22 protein-coding genes and 2 pseudogenes are annotated in these 21,739 nt (G+C 37.0%); 11 read left to right on the top strand and 13 right to left on the bottom strand.

The window, feature by feature from the left end; all coding sequences use genetic code 11:
• The first annotated feature begins 186 nt into the window (after positions 1-186).
• The 3 genes from H0184_RS20060 (at position 187) to H0184_RS20050 (ending at position 3,433) form a co-directional block, all read left to right on the top strand.
• Positions 187-1,794, top strand: a complete 1,608-nt coding sequence (locus H0184_RS20060) for a ribonuclease J (RefSeq protein ID WP_221827929.1) — start codon at positions 187-189, stop codon at positions 1,792-1,794.
• A 228-nt stretch (positions 1,795-2,022) separates the two neighbouring features.
• Positions 2,023-3,150 (top strand): CAP domain-containing protein, encoded by a 1,128-nt coding sequence (locus H0184_RS20055; protein ID WP_221827806.1) that lies wholly within the window; start codon positions 2,023-2,025, stop codon positions 3,148-3,150.
• Between the two features lie 88 nt (positions 3,151-3,238).
• On the top strand, positions 3,239-3,433 hold the full coding sequence (locus H0184_RS20050; protein ID WP_221827805.1) for an alpha/beta-type small acid-soluble spore protein: 195 nt from the start codon (positions 3,239-3,241) through the stop codon (positions 3,431-3,433).
• Positions 3,434-3,484: 51 nt separating this feature from the next.
• Here the strand turns inward: H0184_RS20050 and H0184_RS20045 are convergent, their stop codons facing one another.
• The gene (locus tag H0184_RS20045) at positions 3,485-4,339 is read right to left on the bottom strand and encodes a dimethylarginine dimethylaminohydrolase family protein (protein ID WP_221827804.1); all 855 of its coding nucleotides are present in this window, start codon (positions 4,337-4,339) and stop codon (positions 3,485-3,487) included.
• A 97-nt stretch (positions 4,340-4,436) separates the two neighbouring features.
• Here H0184_RS20045 and H0184_RS20040 point away from each other — a divergent pair, with 97 nt between their 5' ends.
• Positions 4,437-4,805 carry an SET domain-containing protein gene (locus H0184_RS20040; RefSeq protein WP_221827803.1) on the top strand — a complete coding sequence of 123 codons (369 nt, stop codon included), beginning with the start codon at positions 4,437-4,439 and terminating at the stop codon, positions 4,803-4,805.
• Between the two features lies 1 nt (position 4,806).
• On the opposite strand, the gene H0184_RS20035 is transcribed toward H0184_RS20040, so the two are convergent.
• The 3 genes from H0184_RS20035 to desA all read right to left on the bottom strand — a co-directional run bounded on the left by H0184_RS20035 (position 4,807) and on the right by desA (position 7,021).
• The gene (locus tag H0184_RS20035) at positions 4,807-5,307 is read right to left on the bottom strand and encodes a VOC family protein (RefSeq protein WP_221827802.1); all 501 of its coding nucleotides are present in this window, start codon (positions 5,305-5,307) and stop codon (positions 4,807-4,809) included.
• Between the two features lie 91 nt (positions 5,308-5,398).
• Positions 5,399-5,902: a response regulator gene (locus tag H0184_RS20030; protein WP_221827801.1), complete on the bottom strand. Its 504-nt coding sequence runs from the start codon at positions 5,900-5,902 to the stop codon at positions 5,399-5,401.
• An 84-nt stretch (positions 5,903-5,986) separates the two neighbouring features.
• Positions 5,987-7,021 carry a Delta(5) desaturase DesA gene (desA, locus tag H0184_RS20025; RefSeq protein WP_221827800.1) on the bottom strand — a complete coding sequence of 345 codons (1,035 nt, stop codon included), beginning with the start codon at positions 7,019-7,021 and terminating at the stop codon, positions 5,987-5,989.
• Between the two features lie 224 nt (positions 7,022-7,245).
• Here desA and H0184_RS20020 point away from each other — a divergent pair, with 224 nt between their 5' ends.
• On the top strand, positions 7,246-7,641 hold the full coding sequence (locus H0184_RS20020) for a hypothetical protein (RefSeq protein WP_221827799.1): 396 nt from the start codon (positions 7,246-7,248) through the stop codon (positions 7,639-7,641).
• A 73-nt stretch (positions 7,642-7,714) separates the two neighbouring features.
• Positions 7,715-9,052, top strand: a complete 1,338-nt coding sequence (locus H0184_RS20015; protein WP_221827798.1) for an FAD-dependent oxidoreductase — start codon at positions 7,715-7,717, stop codon at positions 9,050-9,052.
• A gap of 61 nt (positions 9,053-9,113) precedes the next feature.
• On the opposite strand, the gene H0184_RS20010 is transcribed toward H0184_RS20015, so the two are convergent.
• Both H0184_RS20010 and H0184_RS20005 read right to left on the bottom strand, forming a co-directional pair.
• Positions 9,114-10,340, bottom strand: a complete 1,227-nt coding sequence (locus H0184_RS20010; RefSeq protein WP_221827927.1) for an MFS transporter — start codon at positions 10,338-10,340, stop codon at positions 9,114-9,116.
• Between the two features lie 343 nt (positions 10,341-10,683).
• Positions 10,684-11,601, bottom strand: a complete 918-nt coding sequence (locus tag H0184_RS20005) for a ketopantoate reductase family protein (protein WP_221827797.1) — start codon at positions 11,599-11,601, stop codon at positions 10,684-10,686.
• 113 nt (positions 11,602-11,714) lie between these two features.
• Here H0184_RS20005 and H0184_RS20000 point away from each other — a divergent pair, with 113 nt between their 5' ends.
• Positions 11,715-12,533, top strand: a complete 819-nt coding sequence (locus H0184_RS20000; RefSeq protein WP_313771802.1) for a S1C family serine protease — start codon at positions 11,715-11,717, stop codon at positions 12,531-12,533.
• A 380-nt stretch (positions 12,534-12,913) separates the two neighbouring features.
• Here H0184_RS20000 and H0184_RS19995 read toward each other — a convergent pair whose 3' ends face one another.
• From H0184_RS19995 to H0184_RS19970, 6 genes are all read right to left on the bottom strand, one after another.
• Positions 12,914-14,002, bottom strand: a complete 1,089-nt coding sequence (locus tag H0184_RS19995; RefSeq protein ID WP_221827796.1) for a hypothetical protein — start codon at positions 14,000-14,002, stop codon at positions 12,914-12,916.
• Positions 14,003-14,135: 133 nt separating this feature from the next.
• Positions 14,136-15,482 (bottom strand): multi antimicrobial extrusion protein MatE, encoded by a 1,347-nt coding sequence (locus H0184_RS19990; protein ID WP_260631692.1) that lies wholly within the window; start codon positions 15,480-15,482, stop codon positions 14,136-14,138.
• 161 nt (positions 15,483-15,643) lie between these two features.
• The gene (locus H0184_RS19985; protein WP_260631691.1) at positions 15,644-17,182 is read right to left on the bottom strand and encodes a DUF4145 domain-containing protein; all 1,539 of its coding nucleotides are present in this window, start codon (positions 17,180-17,182) and stop codon (positions 15,644-15,646) included.
• Positions 17,183-17,308: 126 nt separating this feature from the next.
• A complete protein-coding gene (locus tag H0184_RS19980; RefSeq protein WP_221827795.1) occupies positions 17,309-17,785 on the bottom strand; it encodes an endolytic transglycosylase MltG in 477 nt (158 codons plus the stop codon).
• Entirely contained in the window at positions 17,775-18,155 is a 381-nt protein-coding gene (locus H0184_RS19975) for a hypothetical protein (RefSeq protein ID WP_221827923.1), read from the bottom strand. Before H0184_RS19975 ends, H0184_RS19980 begins: the two co-directional genes overlap by 11 nt.
• Before the next feature lie 239 nt (positions 18,156-18,394).
• On the bottom strand, positions 18,395-18,898 hold the full coding sequence (locus H0184_RS19970) for a DinB family protein (protein ID WP_221827794.1): 504 nt from the start codon (positions 18,896-18,898) through the stop codon (positions 18,395-18,397).
• 187 nt (positions 18,899-19,085) lie between these two features.
• Here H0184_RS19970 and H0184_RS19965 point away from each other — a divergent pair.
• The 4 genes and pseudogenes from H0184_RS19965 (at position 19,086) to H0184_RS19950 (ending at position 21,345) form a co-directional block, all read left to right on the top strand.
• Positions 19,086-20,238 (top strand): annotated as a pseudogene (locus H0184_RS19965) (SLC13 family permease).
• Positions 20,239-20,393: 155 nt separating this feature from the next.
• Positions 20,394-20,606 (top strand): hypothetical protein, encoded by a 213-nt coding sequence (locus H0184_RS19960; RefSeq protein ID WP_221827793.1) that lies wholly within the window; start codon positions 20,394-20,396, stop codon positions 20,604-20,606.
• Positions 20,607-20,699: 93 nt separating this feature from the next.
• On the top strand, positions 20,700-20,975 hold the full coding sequence (locus H0184_RS19955; RefSeq protein ID WP_221827792.1) for a hypothetical protein: 276 nt from the start codon (positions 20,700-20,702) through the stop codon (positions 20,973-20,975).
• A gap of 16 nt (positions 20,976-20,991) precedes the next feature.
• Positions 20,992-21,345 (top strand): c-type cytochrome, encoded by a 354-nt coding sequence (locus H0184_RS19950; protein ID WP_221827791.1) that lies wholly within the window; start codon positions 20,992-20,994, stop codon positions 21,343-21,345.
• Between the two features lie 83 nt (positions 21,346-21,428).
• On the opposite strand, the pseudogene H0184_RS19945 reads toward H0184_RS19950, so the two are convergent.
• Positions 21,429-21,739 (bottom strand): annotated as a pseudogene (locus H0184_RS19945) (hypothetical protein); the annotation flags it as partial.

The raw sequence follows: 21,739 nt of genomic DNA, 5'->3' as shown, positions 1-21,739 counted from the left end.
TCAAAAATCAATACATTTTTTTAAAAATTTCGAAATGTTTTTCGAACCTAAAATTCCTGCCTTTAACATACTCACCTTTTTCAGGGGAATACTAAATTCATCTAATGTTTTCAGGAGGAATAAAACGTGCAAACGAAACAGTTATCCTTTTTCGCTTTAGGCGGAATCAATGAAATTGGTAAGAATATGTATGTCATTGAATATGGAGACGATATCTTGGTCATTGATTGCGGTGGTAAATTTCCTGACGAAAGTTTAATGGGAATTGACCTGATTATCCCTGATATGTCTTATTTAGAGGAAAATCAAGATAGGATCCGTGCAATGATTGTGACACATGGTCATGAGGATCACATCGGTGGAATTCCTTTCTTTCTAAAAAGATTAAATGTACCTATATATGCTACCCGTTTTACCTTAGGTCTGATTGAATTAAAGTTAGAAGAGCATCGCCTTCTTCGTGATACTGAGTTAGTACCCATACAATCAGAGTCCATTCTAGAGTTTGGAGAAATTAGTTGTTCCTTTTTCAAAGTGAGTCATAGTATTCCTGATTGTCTTGGCATTGTTTTTCATACACCTGAAGGAAATGTTGTTCATACCGGTGACTTTAAATTCGATTTAACACCCTCAAATGATCAATATAGCGATATTCATAAAATGGCTCAAATAGGTCAACAAGGAGTAATTGCATTAATTTCTGAAAGTACCAATGCTGAGCGGAAAGGTTTATCTCCCTCTGAGAAAATGGTCGCTGAACATTTAGTGGAGGCTTTTATGAAGGCAGAGGGAAAGATCATTCTCTCCACTTTTGCATCAAACGTTAACCGCGTTCAACAAGTCGTTGAAGCAGCTATAAAGACAAATCGAAAGCTTGCATTACTTGGTCGCAGTATGGTGAACGTGGTTGATGTTGCACTTGAACGCGGGTATTTAAATGTTCCAGAAGGAATGCTCATCTCTGCAAATGAAATCGAACAGTTTCCTCCGGATAAAGTCGTAATTCTGTGTACTGGAAGTCAGGGAGAACCTAATGCGGCTCTTGCCCGCTTATCAACAGGGAATTATCGCGATGCCACGATTTATCCTGGTGACACCGTTATTTTAGCAGCATCACCTATCCCGGGAAATGAAAAGGATGTTTCCCGTATTATTGACAACTTATTTCAACTTGGGGCGAAAGTCATTTATGGTTCCGGCAGTTCAACCGGTATGCATGTTTCTGGTCACGGGTACCAGGAAGACTTAAAACTCATGCTCACGCTCATGAAGCCAACCTACTTTATTCCGATCCATGGAGAATATAGAATGCTTCATCATCACAAGCAGTTAGCAGAATCGGTTGGTATTGAAAAAGGGAATACCTTTATTATCAAAAATGGAGATGTAGTTGATATACAAAACTCAGTTGCTCGGCAGACAAGAAATATTCCAGCTGGTGACACCTATGTAGATGGCATTAGCGTTGGGGATGTCGGGGAAATTGTCTTACGTGACCGCAGGCAGCTCTCGGAAGATGGTATGCTGGTTGTCGTATTAACCATTAGTAAATCCGACCGAAAAATTATCCAAGGTCCTGATACCATTACACGTGGATTTGTTTATGTAAGGGAATCAGAGGATCTCATAAGAGAAATCAACCGCCTTGTTAAGAAAGTTATTCTTGAATTGGAAGCAGACAATATTCGCCAGTGGAATGTTATGAAACAAAACATTAAAAAATCAGTCGGACAGTATTTGTTCAAGCATACAAAGAGAAAGCCGATGATTTTACCAATTATCCTTGAAATATAATTACGGTATGAGCAATGTCAGGCATCTATTTTAGTGCCTGACATTTCAATTTTGCCACAAAGCAGATATCTTAGATATTTTTCATTTAACCCGGAATCAAATAACCCAGATATTTTCCTTTTATCGAAAATATAATTAGAAGAACGAAAATTTATCTTGATTTCAGTGCTAATTTATTTTACAGTTAAGCGAAATTGGCAATACTCCTAATAGAATTGGAGGAAAAATATGTTTCGTTTTCTAAGATTAATTGCTATTTTATTCTTGATATATATCTCTTGGCCTTTTATTGTAAAACAGCTGGATAATTCCGCGATTCAAGCTGATTTCGTGTCGTCACTAAAAGAAAATCTCGAAGTACCAGAAACGATTAGCGTCTTATATGAGGATATCGGGCAAATATTAAAACAGCTTGGCTTTCAACTAGATGAAATGCAGCAGACTCAAGAAAAATCCAATGATGTGCCAAAGGAAAAAGTGGAGTTAACACCACCAACAGAACAAACCTTTTCCATTCATAATGTCGAGCTTGGAAACGATAAAAACGATATAGAACATAACTTAGGAGCAGCAAAGCGGATTTCAGCTAATGAATATGGTATAAGCTGGCATGCTTACCATGAGAACTATCATGACTTTTTCATGGTGATGTACGATGAAGATAACAAAGCTGCCGGTTTATATACGAATCAAGATTTATTAGCTTCTACCAATGGAATAAAAATTGGCAGTACCTCAAAAGACAATGTTCGAAGCATTCTCGGCGAACCGATTACGAAAATCCAAAAGGGAATGGTCATTTATCAGTTACAAGAGAATAATGACAATGATCTATTTTTACTGGATGATGCGTATGTGACTATTTTTTATGATAAACACGAGAATAACTCTGTAACGGGTATTCAAATCATTAGTAAAGCATTAGAAGAAAGCAAGAAGGATTTTTACACAGAAGCCACACCCACTCTAAAAGAGGGCTTCGAATATCAAATGTTTGATATCACCAATGCTGCTCGTGTCAATCATCAGCTCCCTATATTAACGTGGGATGACCACGTGAGAGAAACCGCTCGAGACCATAGTTCAGATATGGCGGTGAATGATTATTTTGACCACAAGAATTTGGAAGGCCAGTCACCTTTTGATCGCATGAAAGAGGATAAAGTTGCCTTCCACACAGCAGGAGAGAATCTAGCATATGGGCAGTTAAGCAGTATTTTTGCTCATGAAGGTTTAATGAATTCGCTGGGACATCGGGAAAATATTTTACGTCAGGATTATGAGTACTTAGGGGTTGGTGTCGCTTTTAATGAAAAATCACAGCCTTATTATACGCAGAATTATTACGCTAATTAGCATAAACGAATCAGGATATTAAAAGAGGGCAAATTATATACGAGCAATTCTACATTGCTCAAAAAAACTTCGTCGGGAGTGATGTATCATGGCTAGAAACAAACTAGTGGTTCCTGGTTCAGAAAACGTCCTGAATCAAATGAAAGAAGAAATCGCCAGCGAGTTTGGAGTTCAACTTGGTGCTGATACGACCGCACGAGCAAACGGTTCCGTTGGAGGCGAAATGACAAAACGTCTTGTCGCCTACGCTGAACAAGCCTTACGAAATCAACAAGGTCAATAACCTAATGATTTCAAAAAGGGAGGCTGTCCGATTACTCGGGCAGCCTTTTTCTTATCCTCTCAATATAGGAAGTGTACAGCAACGGAAGGATCCGCCTGATTTAATAATTTCTGTTATGTCCACTTCAATCACTTCAAAACCTCTGTTACGCAGCTGTCTGTTTACTTGTTTATTTACAGGCAAGCTTAAAATTTTCTTGTTGCCGATATTTAATACATTTGTTCCTAATGTAAATTGTTCTTCCTCTGTTACTTCAATTAATTCATAGCGCGAGGAAAAAAGGGCTATGTCTTCCTTGGTCAGTGCTGGCGGATAAATCAGGGCTGCATCCGATGATATGACATTAAAAACACAATCCAAATGGAGATATTTCGCCTTAAATGGGATAGGTTTTACTTCGTACTGATTAAGCAAACCTTGCAAATGTTCAACTGCTTCTGGATGGGTTCGGTTACTTAGACCAACATAAATGGTTTTTCCATCAATGACTACATCTCCACCTTCAATCCTATCCTCAGCCAAACTATAATAAGACATTTCTTCATCCTCTAACCATCGTTTTAATACATCTTCTTCCCCAATACGAACATCATGTGCCATCTTCGCAACAAAAATGGTTTGCCCTAGTGTAAAGCCAATATCTCTAGTAAATACCTGTTCCGGGTATTTTTTATGATAAGGTAATAAAATTACCTCGACCCCATGTGCTTCTAGGGTCCTGACGAATTCACGATGTTGTGCGAGTGCTGTTTTGATATGTATTCCTTCATCCTCAAATTCCTTTTGTGTTTCATTGATGACTTCACGAATGGTCATATATTGTGGAGCACAAAGAATCACACGCTTCAATACATCATACTCATTGGCACAGTATGTTTTATGATTAATCTCTGGTGTTTCACTCATTTCGTTACCTCCCAAATAGATTACCTAAAACAAATTTCCCCATTCTATCATAGATTAATACTAAATTTACTTATTCAAAAATGGTGGTGATAACTTTATGTTTGAAGTGAAGAAATCAAAGTATGGCAGAGGGATATTTGCAACCCAAGACATCAAGAAAGGCGAACTTATCCACGAGGCACCCGTGATTGTTTCCCCTAAGGATGAGTATAAGTATTTGAAAAAAACCATCATGATTGAATATGTGTTCTGGTGGGGTGAGGATTACGAGGAGTGTGCGTTAGCGTTAGGTTATGGTTCCCTGTTTAACCATTCCTTCACCCCAAATGCCCTATATAAACTCAATTTAAAAAACCAGACCATCGACATCTTTGCTTATACCGATATAAAAACCGGCGATGAAATTTTAATCAATTATAATGGAGACCCACAGGACACTGAACCTATGTGGTTCGATGTTTATTAATTTACCCTTCGCAGGCTTGCTCTAATGCTCTGATATCCATTTTTTTCATTTGGAGCATGGCTTTCATTACCCGTTCTGAATGATCCGGGTTAGGGTCACTTACCATTTGTGTTAAGTTTACCGGAATAATCTGCCAGGAAATATTGTATTTATCTTTAAGCCAGCCACATACCTGTGCCTTTTCGTCTCCGCCTTCTGATAGTTTATCCCAATAATAATCTATTTCATCCTGTGTTTCACAATGGACAATAAAAGAAATGGCCGGAGTGAATTGGTATTGCGGACCACCGTTTAAAGCCACGAATCTCTGTCCTTCCAACTCAAATTCTACAGTCATGACAGCACCTTCGGAGATACCATTTATTTCATGCCTCTCAGCTCCGTATCGTGTAATCCTTTCCATTTTAGAATCCTTAAATATAGAAGTATAAAACTTTGCGGCTTCCTCAGCTTGTTGATCAAACCATAAATTCGTTGTGATTTTTTGTATTTTTGTATTCATCTTTTTACCTGCCTTCCTTTAAAGAACTACTATAAAAATCATACCATTCCCTGATAAAAACACAAAAAGCATCCGTTGTGTGGATGCTTTTTCAGCCTGTCGGCAACTTTATTTTATCCATTATAGATGATAGATAATTTTTAACTCTTCCTTTATTGATACTTTCAGAGGAGGTTTGCGAAAGTGAATCAGCTTCACTCATGTCTTCGTCCATGAGTTCTTCAGAATATATTTTCTTTCCATCCATGATGCTCCGAATAGAAAAAGCTAACTCCTCACTCGGATTGTCTTTGAGGAGATATCCACTTACATCCGCTCTCAATGCACGTTGAAAATATCCAGGTCTGGCAAAGGTAGTGAGAATAATTACTTTACAGTCAGTCAGCTGCAAAGACTCTGCCGCCTCTAGTCCACTCTTTTCAGGCATTTCTATATCCATGATGCAGACGTCCGGCTGTAATTGGTCTACAAGCATGATGGCCTCTTCCCCATTGACTGCAGTACCAACAACTTCGATATCATCTTCTAAATTAAGCAGATTCCCCATGGCCTCTAAAAGCAGCTCCTGATCTTCTGCAATTACAACTTGAATCATTTTTATCTCTCCTTATCGAGGCAGCTGCTAGTCATGCAGAGACCCTCCTTTTCGACAAGGAGAGTCAGCCATGTTCGTGTGATCTTAAACTTCTGGTTTTGCTTGAACTGAAATACGTTTTTTAGCTAACGCTTTAACGTCCTTAAAAGCAACGAAGTTCTTAGCTTTTTCATCCCATAAACGGAAACGAAGGGACTTTAAGCTGGTTGCAAGTGAAATAGTTGGAACATTTTGTAAAGGAGTGGTCTCTTTATGAGCCTCTTCCAGTTTATAATTCGGAACCCTTGGGCTTAAATGGTGAACATGGTGGAAGCCAATATTACCTGTTAAAAATTGCAGAAGTTTTGGAAGTTTATAAAAAGAACTTCCTTCTACAGCTGCTTTCACATATTCCCAATCTTTATCTTCTTCAAAGTAAGAATCCTCAAAAGTATGCTGCACATAAAACAGCCAAATACCTGCTGAACCTGAGATCATGAAAATGGTTCCTTGAATTAGTAGAAATGACTGCCAGCCAATGGTCAAGCAAAACAATGCTACCAAAGCAACAAGAATTACATTTGTTAAATATGTGTTCATTTTTTCCTTCTTACGCGCACCTTTTCTATTGAAACGATTCTTAAGCATAAATACATAGATAGGTCCTAATCCAAACATAACAAGAGGATTGCGATAAAAACGATACGCTATACGTAATTTAAGCGGTGCTGCCAAATATTCATCAACTGTCAGTGTCCAAATATCCCCTGTACCACGCTTATCCAAGTTACCACTCGTTGCATGATGGACGGAATGTTCGTGTCCCCACTGGTCAAACGGGAATAATGTTAAAACGCCCATTGCAGTACCCACTGCACGATTTGCACTTCTGTTTTTAAAAAATGAATGATGGGTACAATCGTGAAATATGATGAAAATTCGTACTAGAAATCCTGCTGCAAGTATAATTGGTACTAATGCTAACCAATAAGAAACAGCTAAACTTTGATAAGCAAGAAACCATAATAGGATAAACGGTCCAACCGTGTTTATGATTTGCCATACACTTTCTTTGGTTGTTGATTTTTCAAAAGGAGCAACTTGTTTTCGTAAATTCTTCGTATTTTGTTGTACTGACATTTTTTTAATTCCCTTCGGTTTGTGTCGTTAAATCAAGTATAGGGAAATAAAATCATTACAGTAAGTACCAGGTGTCATATGCAGAGTATGACAAATGTCACATACAGGTTGTCCCTTGCACCAAAATTTCGAATCTGTGTTATAATAAAATAATAATGTTTTAATCAACTAACGCAGTGGTGTAAGGGATTAGACTGCTGTTTAGAGCAAAAGGGTGCTAATAAATGAAAAATCAAATTGATACAATTTATATTTTAGAAAATCCCGAAAAGAATATTATTAAATTTGCAACTGGCTATCAACTTAAATATGATGACATCATAAAAGATGTTTTCGGAGTTGCCTGCCTAAATGATTTACAAATGATGATCCAGTTTAACAAGCCTTTTCAGGATAGCGTCTGTAATAGTAAAAATATTAGTCTAAATGAGGTTTCCTTAAAACAAGTGATTCGAATTGCCTCGAGAAATGAACTTCTACAATTAAGAGAACAATTAAAGGAGCAGCTTGGCAGTTCACCGATTCCACGTCCTTTCGATACAACTATACAACTCCAAGAAGGTATTTTTCACTGGGATGAAACCAACTCATCATACATTTCAGAAAAACTAGGCGCGTAAACCTAAGTAACCCTTTGGGGTTGCTTTTTCTATTGTTCTTTTTATTATAATTTTATGGCAGGTGGGTACATTCGTGTCTTTTAAGAATAAAGCAATCGTTATAGGTGGAGGTATTTCAGGAAAGTTAGCAGCAAGAGTATTATCAGATCATTATAAGGAAGTGGTCATACTTGAGCGGGACCATGAACCAGCAGGACCTTTGCCGAGAAAAGGTGCACCTCAAGGCGAACATTTACATGCCCTACTCCATGCAGGTGAATATGGTCTTGAAAAATTATTTCCTGGAATAACAGAGAATTTTTATAGTGGCGGGGCTGAAAACATCAACTCCACCATTGAACTCGCATGGTTTCACCATGGTGAATGGAAGGTTCGTTATGACGGCGGATACAGCACCACATTACAGACACGTCCGCATTTAGAATGGCATATCGAACAATTTATTAATAGAATTCCTAATGTTGTATTTAAGTACAATCAAGTTGTTGAGAATTTACTGTATAATGCAGCAGAAGATCAAATCATCGGTGTACAACTAAAAGAAGGATCAATGCAAGCTGATTTAGTGGTTGATGCCAGTGGAGTTAGCAGTCTAACTTCAAGTTGGTTAAAAAAACGAGGAACTCTGGTCCCTGATGAAATAATGGAAATCAATCTGAGTTATATTAGTAAACAATATAAACTATCTGATCAAGATAGAGACTGGAAGATTAAGATGGTGTATCCTAACCCGCCACATGAAAAAATGGGCGGAACCATCTCAAAGGTAGAGGGAAATCGTTATATAGTCACATTGATGGGATACCATAATTCTATTAATGATATAGAGGTTTTAAAAAATGATACTGGCTTTGTTGAACTAGCAAAGAAACTTCCAAAATTAGATATACATCAAGAAATAGAAAATGGTACTCCTCTTACCAAAACATCCATCTATCGTATTCCCCAGATTGTTTGGCGGCGATTTGATAAATTAGAAAGTTTACCGAATGGAATAATACTGATAGGTGATACGCTCTGCAGAATTGATCCCGTATTTGGCCAAGGAATGAGTATTTCTATATTAGAGTCTCTTGCACTACAAAAACTGTTGCAAAAACATAATGGTGAACTACATAAAGTGCCATACGCATTTCACAAAAAGGCTGCGAATATCATTGGCCCTATTTGGAATATGGTTATTACAGAAGATTTCCGATATCCTGCCACAAAAGGGAAAAAGCCATTTGGACTTTCTGTACAGCAATGGTATGCAAAAAACATTTTTCTTCTATCATCTGATAATCAAGAAATTTACGACTCGTTTGTTAAAGTGATGAATTTAGTTCGACCTATAACATCATTAATGAAGCCAAGTATCATTAAGAGTGTATTGATATTTGCTTTTTCAAAATCCCGTAAATCTAAATAACAATAACCCAAAAAAGCCGTTCTCCCTGGTCAGAGAACGGTTTTTTTGTATATCGTACTATTTAATTGGTACTTTCTTTTACAACTGGTTCACCTGCTTTAAGGAGAACCTTACTTCCAACTAAGAAGAATCCTTGAATAAACATTAGTATCCCAGTCCCTATCAGCAGCCATTCTATATCAATAATGTCCGCGATTGGTCCGAATATGAGCATTCCCAGCGGCATCATAGAGGTTGAAATCATTCCTAGAACACCAAAAACTCTTCCTAAATAATCTCCTTCCACTTTTTCTTGTAAGAGAACTGTGGATGGGGTGTTAAAAATCGGCATTGCAATACCAACGATTCCCATGAAAACGATATATACCCAAAAATTAGGGACAATCCCAAGTGCGAAGGTACAGGCTCCCATAATGAGTGCAGCAAGTGTCATGGTATGAATCTTGTTTTTAAATCCACCCCATGATGCCATAAACCCGCCACCTAGCATCATACCGACTGAAAAGGTAATTTCGATGGCAGTTAACCTCCAGACATCATCACCGAAACTGCGTGTAACCTGCAGCGGAGTTAGGAATGCCACCGGTGCAGCTAATACAAAGAAAAATGCAAAAAACACAAAAAACTTTTTAACAAAATCATGGTTTTGAATATAGGTAAATCCCTGTTTCAAGTCAGTTAAATAGCTGGTTGTTTGCTTTTCTGCAGCTTTTGCATGAACAGGTATTTTTAAAAATATCAGCAAGATACAAACGGCGATTGCGGCAGTGATGACATCAATAAAGAAAATAGCTTCCATCGTAGCCATTGTCAACAGTGCTGCGCTGACCATCGGTGCAACAAGCATAATTAATGCTTGGATACTTCCATTTGTTCCGTTCACCTTCGTCAGTTTATCCGCTGGAACAAGCTGTGGAAGAATAGCTCCAACCGCTGGTCCTTGAATGCCTGTTCCAATTGCCCTGATAGCTGACATAAGGAATAACAACCAAAGTGCCTCATACCCCATAAAAAACAAGATAGCCAGTATTAATGTTGAAATGGCTATCAAAGAATCTGATAGGATAATCAGTATTTTTCGGTTGTAGCGATCGGCCCATACTCCTGCAAATGGCGAAAGAAAAAAGGTTGGTACAAAGCCGCATATGATGGAGATCGTCATCATGACACCCGATTGAGTGTTCAAGGTGATATACCACATAATTGCATACTGAACCAAGGCTGATCCAAAAAGCGATATGGTTTGACTCCCCAAAAAGAGAATCGTATTTCGTTTCCAATGATTCATTTCATGCTTAGGTGTTTCCATAGAATTCACGTCCTATAAATTATTTTTTGTTTTATATGTGGTCAAGGACATTTTTATAGAAACTAAAATTACATCTAAAAAAAGACAGCAAAAAAGAGGGCAGAATCGTCCCCTCTTGTTTTACAACACCGTAAAATAAAGGTTTCCCTAAAAATAGACAGACCACTCCCGTTACTTTGCAAACGCAAAGTCCTTGAACCTATTCAATTAACAGTTCAAAGCAGGGATTCGTAGTCTCATAGACGCTGTCAAAGGAAAAACCTCCATTTCTAATAAGTTAGGTTTAGTTTAACATAATCGATTACTATTTCAAAGTATGTTTTCAATAAGTACTTTCTATGGATTTAATGATATCATATAGTTTTTTATTTATAGGGGTTGGGACTTGATGCCTTGTACCCATTTCCAATACTGCTCCTGCAAACAAAGCCACCTCACTATAACGCCGCGCTTCCAAATCCTGCGCCATGGAAGGTTTCCCTTCTGGGCTTAAGGTGGCTAATACGCTTAACCAATAGTTCAGGTCTGCCTCTGTTAGATTAGCTCTCTCGTATTCAGATAAGCTAATTACCTCTCTCATCGCAGCAATCATGGTTTCCCTCGCTTCGCCATCCCGCTGAACTTCACCATAATTGCTTTTATAAACAGCAACAGTTTGATTGACTCCAACATTCAACATGAATTTTCCCCATAGCCGCTTATTCATATCAGTGTCTATCTCATAGGGAAAATCAATTTTATCAAAAAAAGCAGCAACAGTCTTAACTTTGTCAGAAATCATTCCAGGCTTTTGATCGCCAAAGCAAAGCATTCCCAAATGGTCGTATGTAAGTTTATTTCCTACTTTTACCGCATCCATCCCTTGGGCCACAGTATAAAGAATCTTATCAAACCCATAAACTTGTCCAATAATCCCCTCACTCGTAATCCCATTTAGCGCGGATAGGATAATCGTATCCTTTCCTACGTGACGGTGAACAGCTTGGACAGCATCATGTAATCCTTCATATTTTACAGTGAATATCAGTAAATCTGCTGGTTCACAGGGTTCTTCAGAACTTACATAGTGGAAGTTACAAGGGTTACCATTACAATAGACATGTTCTTTTTTATATTTATCAATACGCTTAGTGTCGGCAATAATTCTTACATCTTCCGTTGGCATTCTCTTAGCAAAATGGTTCCCAAATAATATCCCTAATGCTCCTAATCCGATAATCGATACTTTATTAATTTCCATCTTGTAAGTCCTCTCACCTTTTTATTAAAATTTATCATGAAATTTTGATTGATTAATAATGATTCGTTTTTCGATATAATAGAGATATAGAAAATGTGTAATGAGGGATAAACGTGGATAACGAAAATATCGGTCCAAAACAACATTCAGAAGACGAAATCGACTGGGAGACTTTTTTTAATCCGGAAGATAAGCAGGAATGGGAAAAAGAAAAGCTACAAAAGAAAAAGCGAAAAAAGTTCTTCGTTAAAATTGTTAGTTCACTCCTCGTGTTCGCGCTTTTGATAAGCGGTTTAGAAGTGTGGATTAACATTTTCAACCTCCCAGCGATCAACTTTGTTAAAGTGTCAAATACATTATCAAAGCAGCCTGAAGTAAAAGAATTCAAAAAATCTGTGGTAACAATTGAATGGGATGGAGTGAAAGGAACGGGCTTTACGGTCTCTCCTAATGGATTAATTGTCACCAATGAACATGTTGTAGAACATACAAACAGAGTAAATGTCCATTTTAAATCTGACGGGTCCTATGTTGGCAAGGTAATTGCGAAACATCCTGAAATAGATGTTGCAATTGTAGAAATTGATGCCGAAAACATCCCTTTTCTTCCACTTGCATTAGAACATGATTGGGAAAAGCGGGTTGGCGAGGAAATCATCTTTATCGGAAATCCGTTAGCTTTTACCCAAATAGCCAATCAAGGTACAATCATCGGAAAAGCTCTTTTAACAGACTGGGATGTGCCGGTTATGATGATTGAAGCACCTATTTATAAGGGGAACAGCGGCAGTCCCATACTGAATCAAAATGGAGAAGTCGTTGGAGTGATATTTGCCACTTTGCAAAATCCCCAAACAGAATCGAAAGAAATAGTTGGAGTTGCAATTCCTTCATACCACATTAGGGAAATCGTAGATCATTTAACAAAATAATTAGTCAGATAGAGAAAATAGACCTCATGAAGTGTGCATGAGGTCTGTTTTTTGTATCGTACCGAAAATACTGGCCCATGAAGCCCAAACCAAACTCTCAGCCTTTTGTTATAAATGAGACTCATGAAGCGTTCATGACGCCCAAACTCTCAGCCTTTCGTTATAAATGAGACTCATGAAGCGTTCATGACACCCAAACTCGCAACCTTTCGCTAAAGATGAGCCTCATAAAGCGTTCATGACGCCCAAACTCTCAGCCTTTCGTTAAAAATGAGACTCATGAAGCGTTTATGGAGCCCAAACTCTCAGCCTTCCATACAAAATGAGCCTCATAAAGCGTCCATGAAGCCCAAACTCTCAGCCTATCTAAATTAATGGCCTCATGACCCATTATCAAGGTAGTTTCTCTTCTCCATTTCCGTATATATTTCTCTATACCAGATATTCCTTCTTCTCGACTCTATAACCTCTTTTACATACGAGTCTTTTATTCTGTTAAATGCTTTTAAATTAAAGATATCTTTATATTTTTCCATAGCACCAAGGACATCCAAGGTCAATAGGGTTCTTTTACATTTCAGACATCGTCCGCAATTCTTAATTTTAAAGAGACAAACATTTAAATACTTGTACGAGAGGTCAAATTCCGAAACGATTTGTGTCTTTTGCACCCGGCTATAATTACTTCCTGCCGAATAAAAGGTCACACTTTCTGTTGACAATAAGGGCAGACTTATCACATCATAGGAGGCAGAATCCTGACTGAATTTAGCATTCAGTGTTTGAAAGCCTGAAGAGTAGTAGTAGACATGAAAAAGCTTCTGCATTGCCAGCAGCGCTGAGATATTTCGGAGCGTATGCGTTCTTACGAAGCTCATCTTTAAAACATCATTAATATTACTGTTTACAACAATTAGTTCCTTCCCCAACTCTTTAGCGCACGCTTTTGACCACTCCGCCCTTTCCGAGAAGATTTTCGCTTGCCACTCCTTACTTCCCATCATTTCGTTTGAGCCCGTATTAAAAAAGGTAAAATGGGTAATTTTATATTGTTCCGGAATGTCCGCCCCTTGGTGTTCAAAGACTGTACTCAATGAATCTATGCCACATGATAACCCGGTACCAACTGCACCCTCATTAGGCAAAGGTGTTGAAACAAGTTGGTCACAGAGCACTTTAATCTGCTTGTACTTATAGATTTGGGCAATGAGTGGGATTAGATGATGGTTTAAACTATAAAACAATTTTGCAGATAATGGTCCATTAACCTTAATATTTTCCCCTTTTCTAAGCCCCAGCCAAAGCAGCCCGACTAAAAAGGCGTCTACCTGTTCCGTTACAAAAAAGTGTCCGAATTTCTCATCACTCTCATACCAAAGTACATCTTCTAATCCGGAAACTTCAAACTTTGCCTGCAAGCGTACATTTCCATTTATGTTAACTTTTTCAGGCTGGTATATCGTAAGCAAATTTTGTCACCACCAATAATGAATTCCTACTATACTATGTAAAGAACTCCTCATTGAATTAGACATAATCACACTTCAAAAAAATAATAGGTTAATAAAACAAAACCACCAAAAATTTGGCGGCTTTATGACTTTATGATTTTTTTCCAACTTTCAATAATCCTCTTATCTGAAACATGCTAGCCTTACCTTCTTTACGTTCTATGGCATGGACAAAAACGCCTAAGACGATTAACTCAGCTAAAAATCCAAATGAAAGCCCCATTGCTCCAATGGTGCCATTCCACTGTGCAGCAAAATTCACACCAATGATTAACGCTATCAATGTAACAACAAAATTGGCAGACTGAGAAAAGATCGTTACCTTTGTTCGTTTATATACCATTAATAAACCATTAAAAAAATCTATAAATGGAAACACAAGTGCCATCAACATCGTAACTTTGAGTACTTGTAAACTTGCATCCAACAGCCTGCCGTTTACCCCAATCACATGCTCCAAAAATAGACCTCCCAGCGGGGTAAAGGATAAAATCCCCACTAAAATAAAAGGGACAAAACCCATCACGAGTAAAAACTTTTTTACAATGGCATTATGGTTTCCATAAAAATTAATAACAATTTGATGGATATAGGTAAAGAAGCTTAATATCAACTGAGTGACACTAAGGGCTATCGCGTAACTCGCAATCGCCAGCTCAATGTTTACGGTTTTACCTAAAGATATATTGATCGCAGGACCAATCATTACGACAATAACAGAAGAAAACATTAGTGGACTATAAAACTTTAATATAGTTTTCTTAGATTCTATATACAGCTCGTGCTTCACGGGCATTTTATGAACCAGGCTCCTCGCTTCAATGAAGCTGATTAAACATTCAATCATCATGCCTATTAAGAATATAATCGCACCTGATGTTCCTGTAATATGCCCACTGTGAATGAAATATAACGATAACATATACATGGCAGCAAGCCTAATGACCATCCCTATTGTTAACCACTTCGTTTGCCGGTTATAAATAATAACTCCCTGTGCTAAACAACGGAGTGCAGAAAAGATCGTAACGAATATCAGTACTTGATAAATACGCTTAATATCATCCACCATATTCGCTTTAGCACCGAAAATTTTTGCAAAAATAAAATCTCCAGCAGGTGTATAGGCAACGGAAATTGCAACCAGCATTAAACAAACTATTAGGTAAAAGGCAAAATGTGACATTAATTTATACGAAGCTTTATCTCTCACTAATGAAGAACAAGTTTGCCGAAGTAAATTTCCCAGCCGTTCCGTAATGACAAACAAGCTCATGGCAATCGCATAACTGGCTAAAATAAATTCCGAATTTTCCGCTCTAACTAACGTACTATTGATAATAATATGGGAAATTGTCACAAGACTTGCAGATAATCCTAAAGGAATAAAGAAGATGAACAAGGATTTCATATTCACATCTTCTACTGTTTTTTTCATTCTCTCCACACCTTTTAGTTAGAATATCTTATTAAATTTATTTCGATACTCTAAATTTATTCCAATTTATTATAACTCTTATCGTTTCATTGGTATACTCAATTTTTAGAAATATTAAAAAACACTGACACTCTTTTTTAGAATGTCAGTGTTATCGATGATTATAAATTTTCTTCTAATAATGGAATCTTAACTTCTACTCCTAAACGAGTAAGCAGCTTTGCTAGTGTTTCAAGTCCGGACTTAGGATTAATTTTGGTTTCAAGGTAATAGGTGGTCTCGGTGAGTTTAGATTGATAGGTATGCATTTGGGTAAATGGCCTCTTATCCTTGTGAAAAGGTTCTAGCGCTACTGCAAAGCGTTTACCATTATCCGTAGCACCAAGGATAACACCTTCTTCTACCAGTTGATGAAGAGGAAGGTGGTGATCCTCAATCCAATTTAAACCTTCTTTCCAAAGCGCAGGTACACTTTCACCACGAATAACCGTGTTGCCTCTTCCAATCTTCACATTAATATACAAAGATTCCCACTTTTTATAACTTGTTTTATTAGAGTCCTCAATCTCTGTTATGACGGCTTTTTCATAAGTTTTTTTCTTCAGCTGTTCAAAAAGCTTTTCAACAGTTCCAATACCAACATTTTCGTATTTTGCCAGAATTACAAGCTCCTTTGGAAGCTGTCCAACACATTCAATTTGATCCTCATTTAATTGTCTTAATAAGCTCGGAATTCCTGTGAATTCTGAAGATGTCAGCACAACCTTTGATAGCTCCTCTGTAACGACAATATGGTCATCCTTATAAAAGAAAAACAATTCCCCTGGCCGTTCGAGCGAAAGTTTCCTTCTAATTTTTTCTTCCTCAATTAACGTTCTTAACTCTTCAAACAGTATTTCATCATTTTTTTCACTATAGCGTTTTACATGTTTGTGAAGTCCCGCCAGATTACTTGGGAGCTCACTCATAATCCGAGCTTGCTGCTCTGCTCCTAATCTAATTAGGAACGTTTCGGACTTTTCAAATCTTTGTGGAAGTAAGAAAGCATCCCGCAGGAAGTATGGAATCTCTAGTTGTCTGCCATTAAACGTTAGTGTTCGAATAGAAGTGAACCCTGGATTTACTTCCTCGTTTATTTCTGGATGGGTTTCAACACTAACCGCTGTTTCTGTAAGTGCTGATTCAGTGGTTAGCTTTTGAACAGAATTAGAAAGAAGCTCTTCGAGTGACTTAAGTCTGATTTCCAGCTCAGACATATCATATCTTTTTTCCATCAAAGGTGATGGATCTTGATAAACCGGAACGGTGATATCTACTGGGCCATAAACCTCTACATACCATTTAACGATTTTGTATAATGCCTCCCAGGATAACAGGGCCTCAGAAAAACGGAACATTCGCGAATCATGGGCAGCTTGATTTCCACTTTGCCTAATTAAATGCAGGGCATCTTGAATTTCTTTAAGTAAATATCCTTTATCGCTAAGCATATCAAGTTGATCCTTTAAATTAGCACGTGGATCATTAGGCAATTTCTCCACTTGAATAACCTGCTGCAAGATATTTTCCACGAAGACACGAGCATGTGTCAGCATGGTTCTTGGGCTCGAAAAAATACTATTTTCTAGTTCTCTTGCAACTAGAGCCAGTTCTTTGGATATTGGCTCAATAAATTGATAGAAGTAGGATTGCTTTTCCATTTTTATGCTCCTTCGACTTATTAATAGAATAATTTTATCATACAGATGCATTTTTGGAATATACTAGTATATTTATCTATTAAAAAAGCCGTCTCAAATTGAGAACGGCTTAATGATTGTCTAAATTTAATTTGTAAAAATAGTTCCAATGATTTGGTCGTATGACATCTCGCTATTGACTGTAAATGAACCTGGTCGTAAAGCGTTTTGCAGCCCCCTAGCTTCAATATCCTGAGTGAATTTGAAAGCGTCCGGGATTAATTTTGCTTGAAATAGTACGTTTGCGACGTCGATACTGGTCATCCCATCCGCAACATTAACTACGACTTGGGTTACAGCCTTTTCTTGTTCTTTTGAATCAGCAGGCTTTTTTTCAGTATTCTTTGCTGCTTGCAAAGTCTTTTCAAGTTCTTCCTTCGTTTGTACGACATATCCATCAGATTCAAGTTTTTCCTTCATCTGTGACGCAGTCAGCTGAACTTTATCGGAAGATTTTGCTGTTGCTTTTTCAACAGTGGTATCATCTGTAAGATAAACAACACCACAAATGGTTGTCGCTAGGAGTATTCCTGCTGCAAAGCTGCTCAATAAATTAATTCGCATTGGCAACTTGTCCCCCTTCATCCTTTATTTTCAGGTAAGGTGTTAGCAGCTGTTCAATTTCAGTTACTGGTACTTCTTTTTTCTCAGCGATGCTTTCAATCGAGTAGTTACGTCTATATAAGTCTATTACTTCACGCATAAAAAGCTTCTCTTCTGCAGAAAGTTGAATCCCAGCTTCTTTTGTTACCACTTCTATATCAAGCTCAATATCGCGGATTGAGTCTTGAATACTATTGATTTCTTTCATCATCGATACGTGTACTAAATCAATTTGCTTTTTTTCTACTTTTGAATCACGAACTGACTTAACAATTGAAAATACGAGCAATAATGCGGAGAGCAGAAACAATCCGAGTAAAGTCCATTCCATCAAAATACAACCTCCTTCTTTTTAATAGAACAACACAAGAATCTATTATACATCCAAAATAAATAAATTTCGATTTTATTCTACAAAATACATCAAAAGTCTGAGAAATTTGTCAAAATGCAGGTAATCATATCGAGCCCTAAATTGCATGTTTTTTGGTAAAAATTAAATATTTACCTAAAAAGAAAAGCCGCAAACACAATTGTGTATAACGGCTTTAACATATAAAGTTCTTTTCTCTATAAAGAGTTTGCATCCATCCCCATTTGACTCCATTCTTCTCGTGAAGGTCCATACACACCCGGTACCTTTAATCCAGCTTGACGCATAAGAACGGTCATCTGTCCACGGTGATGAATGATATGCTTGTTAAGCATATTAAGCATTACAGCTCTTGGCAGATCCATTCCAAATACATTTTTCGTTTCACTTAGCGATTGATCATTCCACTGTTCACTTATAGCTTCACTGGTTTCTGCACTTACACTCCGGAAGGTCTCAGCTATTTCCCTAGCAGAGGATGGAAGATCAGCTTCGTTTAATGAATTTTTTACTGTAACACCAAACTCCATTAACATACCAGGTGTACTCGCAACAATATGCCAGGCAATTTCCCCTAATGTGCGGTCTTCCGGCGAAACTCTTTGCTGTAATGACTCATCTGTTAAGGTATCCAATACCTTTTGGGTAGAAGCTGCTTCTTGATTCCATTCATTAATAAAATGAGAGATAGCTGTATACATTGTATTTCCTCCATTACCATTTGTTTTTTTGACTACAGTAGCATAATATACCATTTTTACGCGTAATACAAAATTTCCCACAAAAACAATAAATGAGGTAATTTATTATTTCCAAATCGCTTTCACCATGATAGAATCTTAACGTTGTAAAATAAGTCTAGTAAACATAGATTATCGGTGGTGTCTTGTGAAAGAAACTGTATTAGTTCAACATAAAAAAAGAACGAAGCTTGATTTTAGCTTTCTAAAAAAGGACATGGTTTTTACCATCTCTCTTGTTCTAGCAGCTGGAAGCTGTATATCTTATTCTCCTAAATTAGAGTATCTAAATTTCCCCGTATTGATTAGTTTGTTTAATCTAATGCTTGCTATCAAGGCTTTCGAGGAACTAAAAGTATTAGATAAAATCGCGATTTCAATTTTAAATAAATGCAATAATAGTAAATCGGTATCAGCGATTCTCATACTGTTATGTTTTTTTAGCTCGATGATACTTACAAACGATGTGGCATTACTTACATTTGTACCCCTGACCCTCGTGATAAGCAGAAAAATGAAAATGCCCATGATGGAAACGATAATCCTGCAAACGATAGCTGCAAATATCGGCAGCAGTCTAACGCCCATGGGAAATCCGCAAAATCTGTTTATATATTCATTTTATGGACTAACACCGAAGCCCTTTTTCATGACCGTTCTTTTACTCGCTGTTCTTGGTATCATTTCGATATATATCTTCATCCACAGATTGGCTAAAAAGGAATTGAAGGTAGAAATTTCTCCGGTACAGATTTAACGATCCAAAGAGTGCAATGGTTTGGGGCATCGTTTTAATCGTTATCATTGCATCTATTTTCGGCGTCATTCCTTACCAGGCTGCGTTAATCATTACTTTAATGACAGCTGCCATTAAAGATTGTAAGCTATTGTTAAATATTGATTATTTCCTGCTATTAACTTTTATTTGTTTTTTCATCTTTGTAGGAAATATCTCGAACACTAACACCGTGCATACGATAGTAAGTGAAAGTTTAAAGGACGCTGATTCCGTCTATTTCTACTCGATTCTAATAAGTCAATTTATCAGCAATGTCCCTGCCTCTATCCTTTTGGCAGAATTCACAACCAATTGGAAACCTTTATTATTGGGGGTTAATATCGGTGGACTTGGTACCATTATTGCTTCGATGGCAAGTGTGATTTCCTATAAATTGTATATCCAATCCTATCCAACCGATGGTAAAAAATATTTACTAAAGTTCAGCTTATATAACTTTTCTTTTTTAGTTTTTTTTACCTTGTTCCCATATGTAATTTTAAAAATCCTTAATATATTCTAATCCTTCCTTTTTTTAATTATTAGACCATTTACTTTCCGGTAGGAATGCAAATGGTTTTTTTATTGTAAATATTTACATGATCAATTTTCGACTAATAAATACTAGTACGTGCATAGTAAAAATATTCCCAACAAAATGATGCGAGGAGTAATCATATGAGAACCATATGGAAGCTAATCATACTTTTTTTCCTTTCAATAGGTTTTTTAACAGGATGTAACACTGCAGAAAAAAGAGATTCCTTAAATCAAGAAAATGATGTTAATTTCCGTCCTGTTCGAAATGACGGTAATCCGAATGAAAATGAAAGCAATAATGACTTTAAAAACCAAGATAACAAACGATTCCTTCATGATGAAACCCCTTAGCAAGCATGATGATGGACTTGTTCTTGATTTTAATAAAAAAAGGGGTACGGTATAAGCCTTTGATGTAAAAAGATTATGGCAGGAGGGAATATCATGACCAGTCATATAAAAACAGAAATATCCATGTTAAGCGAGCTTTTATTATCAATTTTGTTAACAGCTTGTGTAGCCATTTATTTATTCAAAACCTTTGAGACTTTTCCCTGGCTGCCCTTTATTGGGATACCAATAGGAATAGCGATTATTCTTGCTTGCTGGGAAAATAAAAAACACAACTGGGATATGCTTATTACTGGTTTAATCCTTAACAGCCTCATCTGGACAATCGCATTCAATTGGTCTTCTCTTCTAGAGATATTTCATAAATAACCATGGAGGATTTGACATGAAAAAATTATGGGCTACTACTGGACTCAATATTCTATTGGCGGGACTTCTTGTATTTTTACTCTTTTATTACGAAGGAACCGAACATACAGCAAAAGCGGGTGGTGAAACTACAGAGGGAGAAACAGTCTCTGCTCAAAAAGCCGAAGAAATCGCAAGTACTGCTTGTATGACCTGTCATGGTGAAAATCTAAAAGGTGGCGCAGGTCCTAATTTAAATAAAATTGGTTCAAAGTATGCCCAAAACGATATCGAAAATATTATTAATAATGGGAAAGGTGCCATGCCCGGCGGGGTTATTACCCCAGAAGAAGCAAAGATTGTTGCAGAATGGTTAGCACAGAAAAAGTAATGTGTTGGTTTAGCCCATCTCAATATTATCGTCAAAATAAAACCCTATCTTAAAAAAAGATAGGGTTTTGTCATGAATAGCAATCAATATTTCATGTCCTTTCTAATGTAGGTGAAATTTTCTGTCATTAAGGTTGTAGTATGCTTAATCAAATCTTTTAATTCATCTTGACTTCTTTCTACATTTTCCATTCGAGTCGTTAAAAGATGTTGCCCAGTAATTAATACTTTTTGTCCTTCTTCAAGTCTCTCTGTATGATTATTTAGTACTTTTTGTCCTTCTTCAAGTCTTTTTGTATGATTATTTAATTCCTTTTGTCCTTCTTCAAGTCTCTCTGTATGATTATTTAGTACTTTTTGTCCTTCTTCAAGTCTCTTTGTATGATTATTTAATT

Source organism: Neobacillus niacini (assembly GCF_019749295.1).
Lineage (GTDB): Bacteria > Bacillota > Bacilli > Bacillales > Cytobacillaceae > Neobacillus > Neobacillus niacini_D.
Note: the sequence above shows the minus strand (reverse complement) of the source record. Positions and strands in the feature narration are given on the sequence as shown.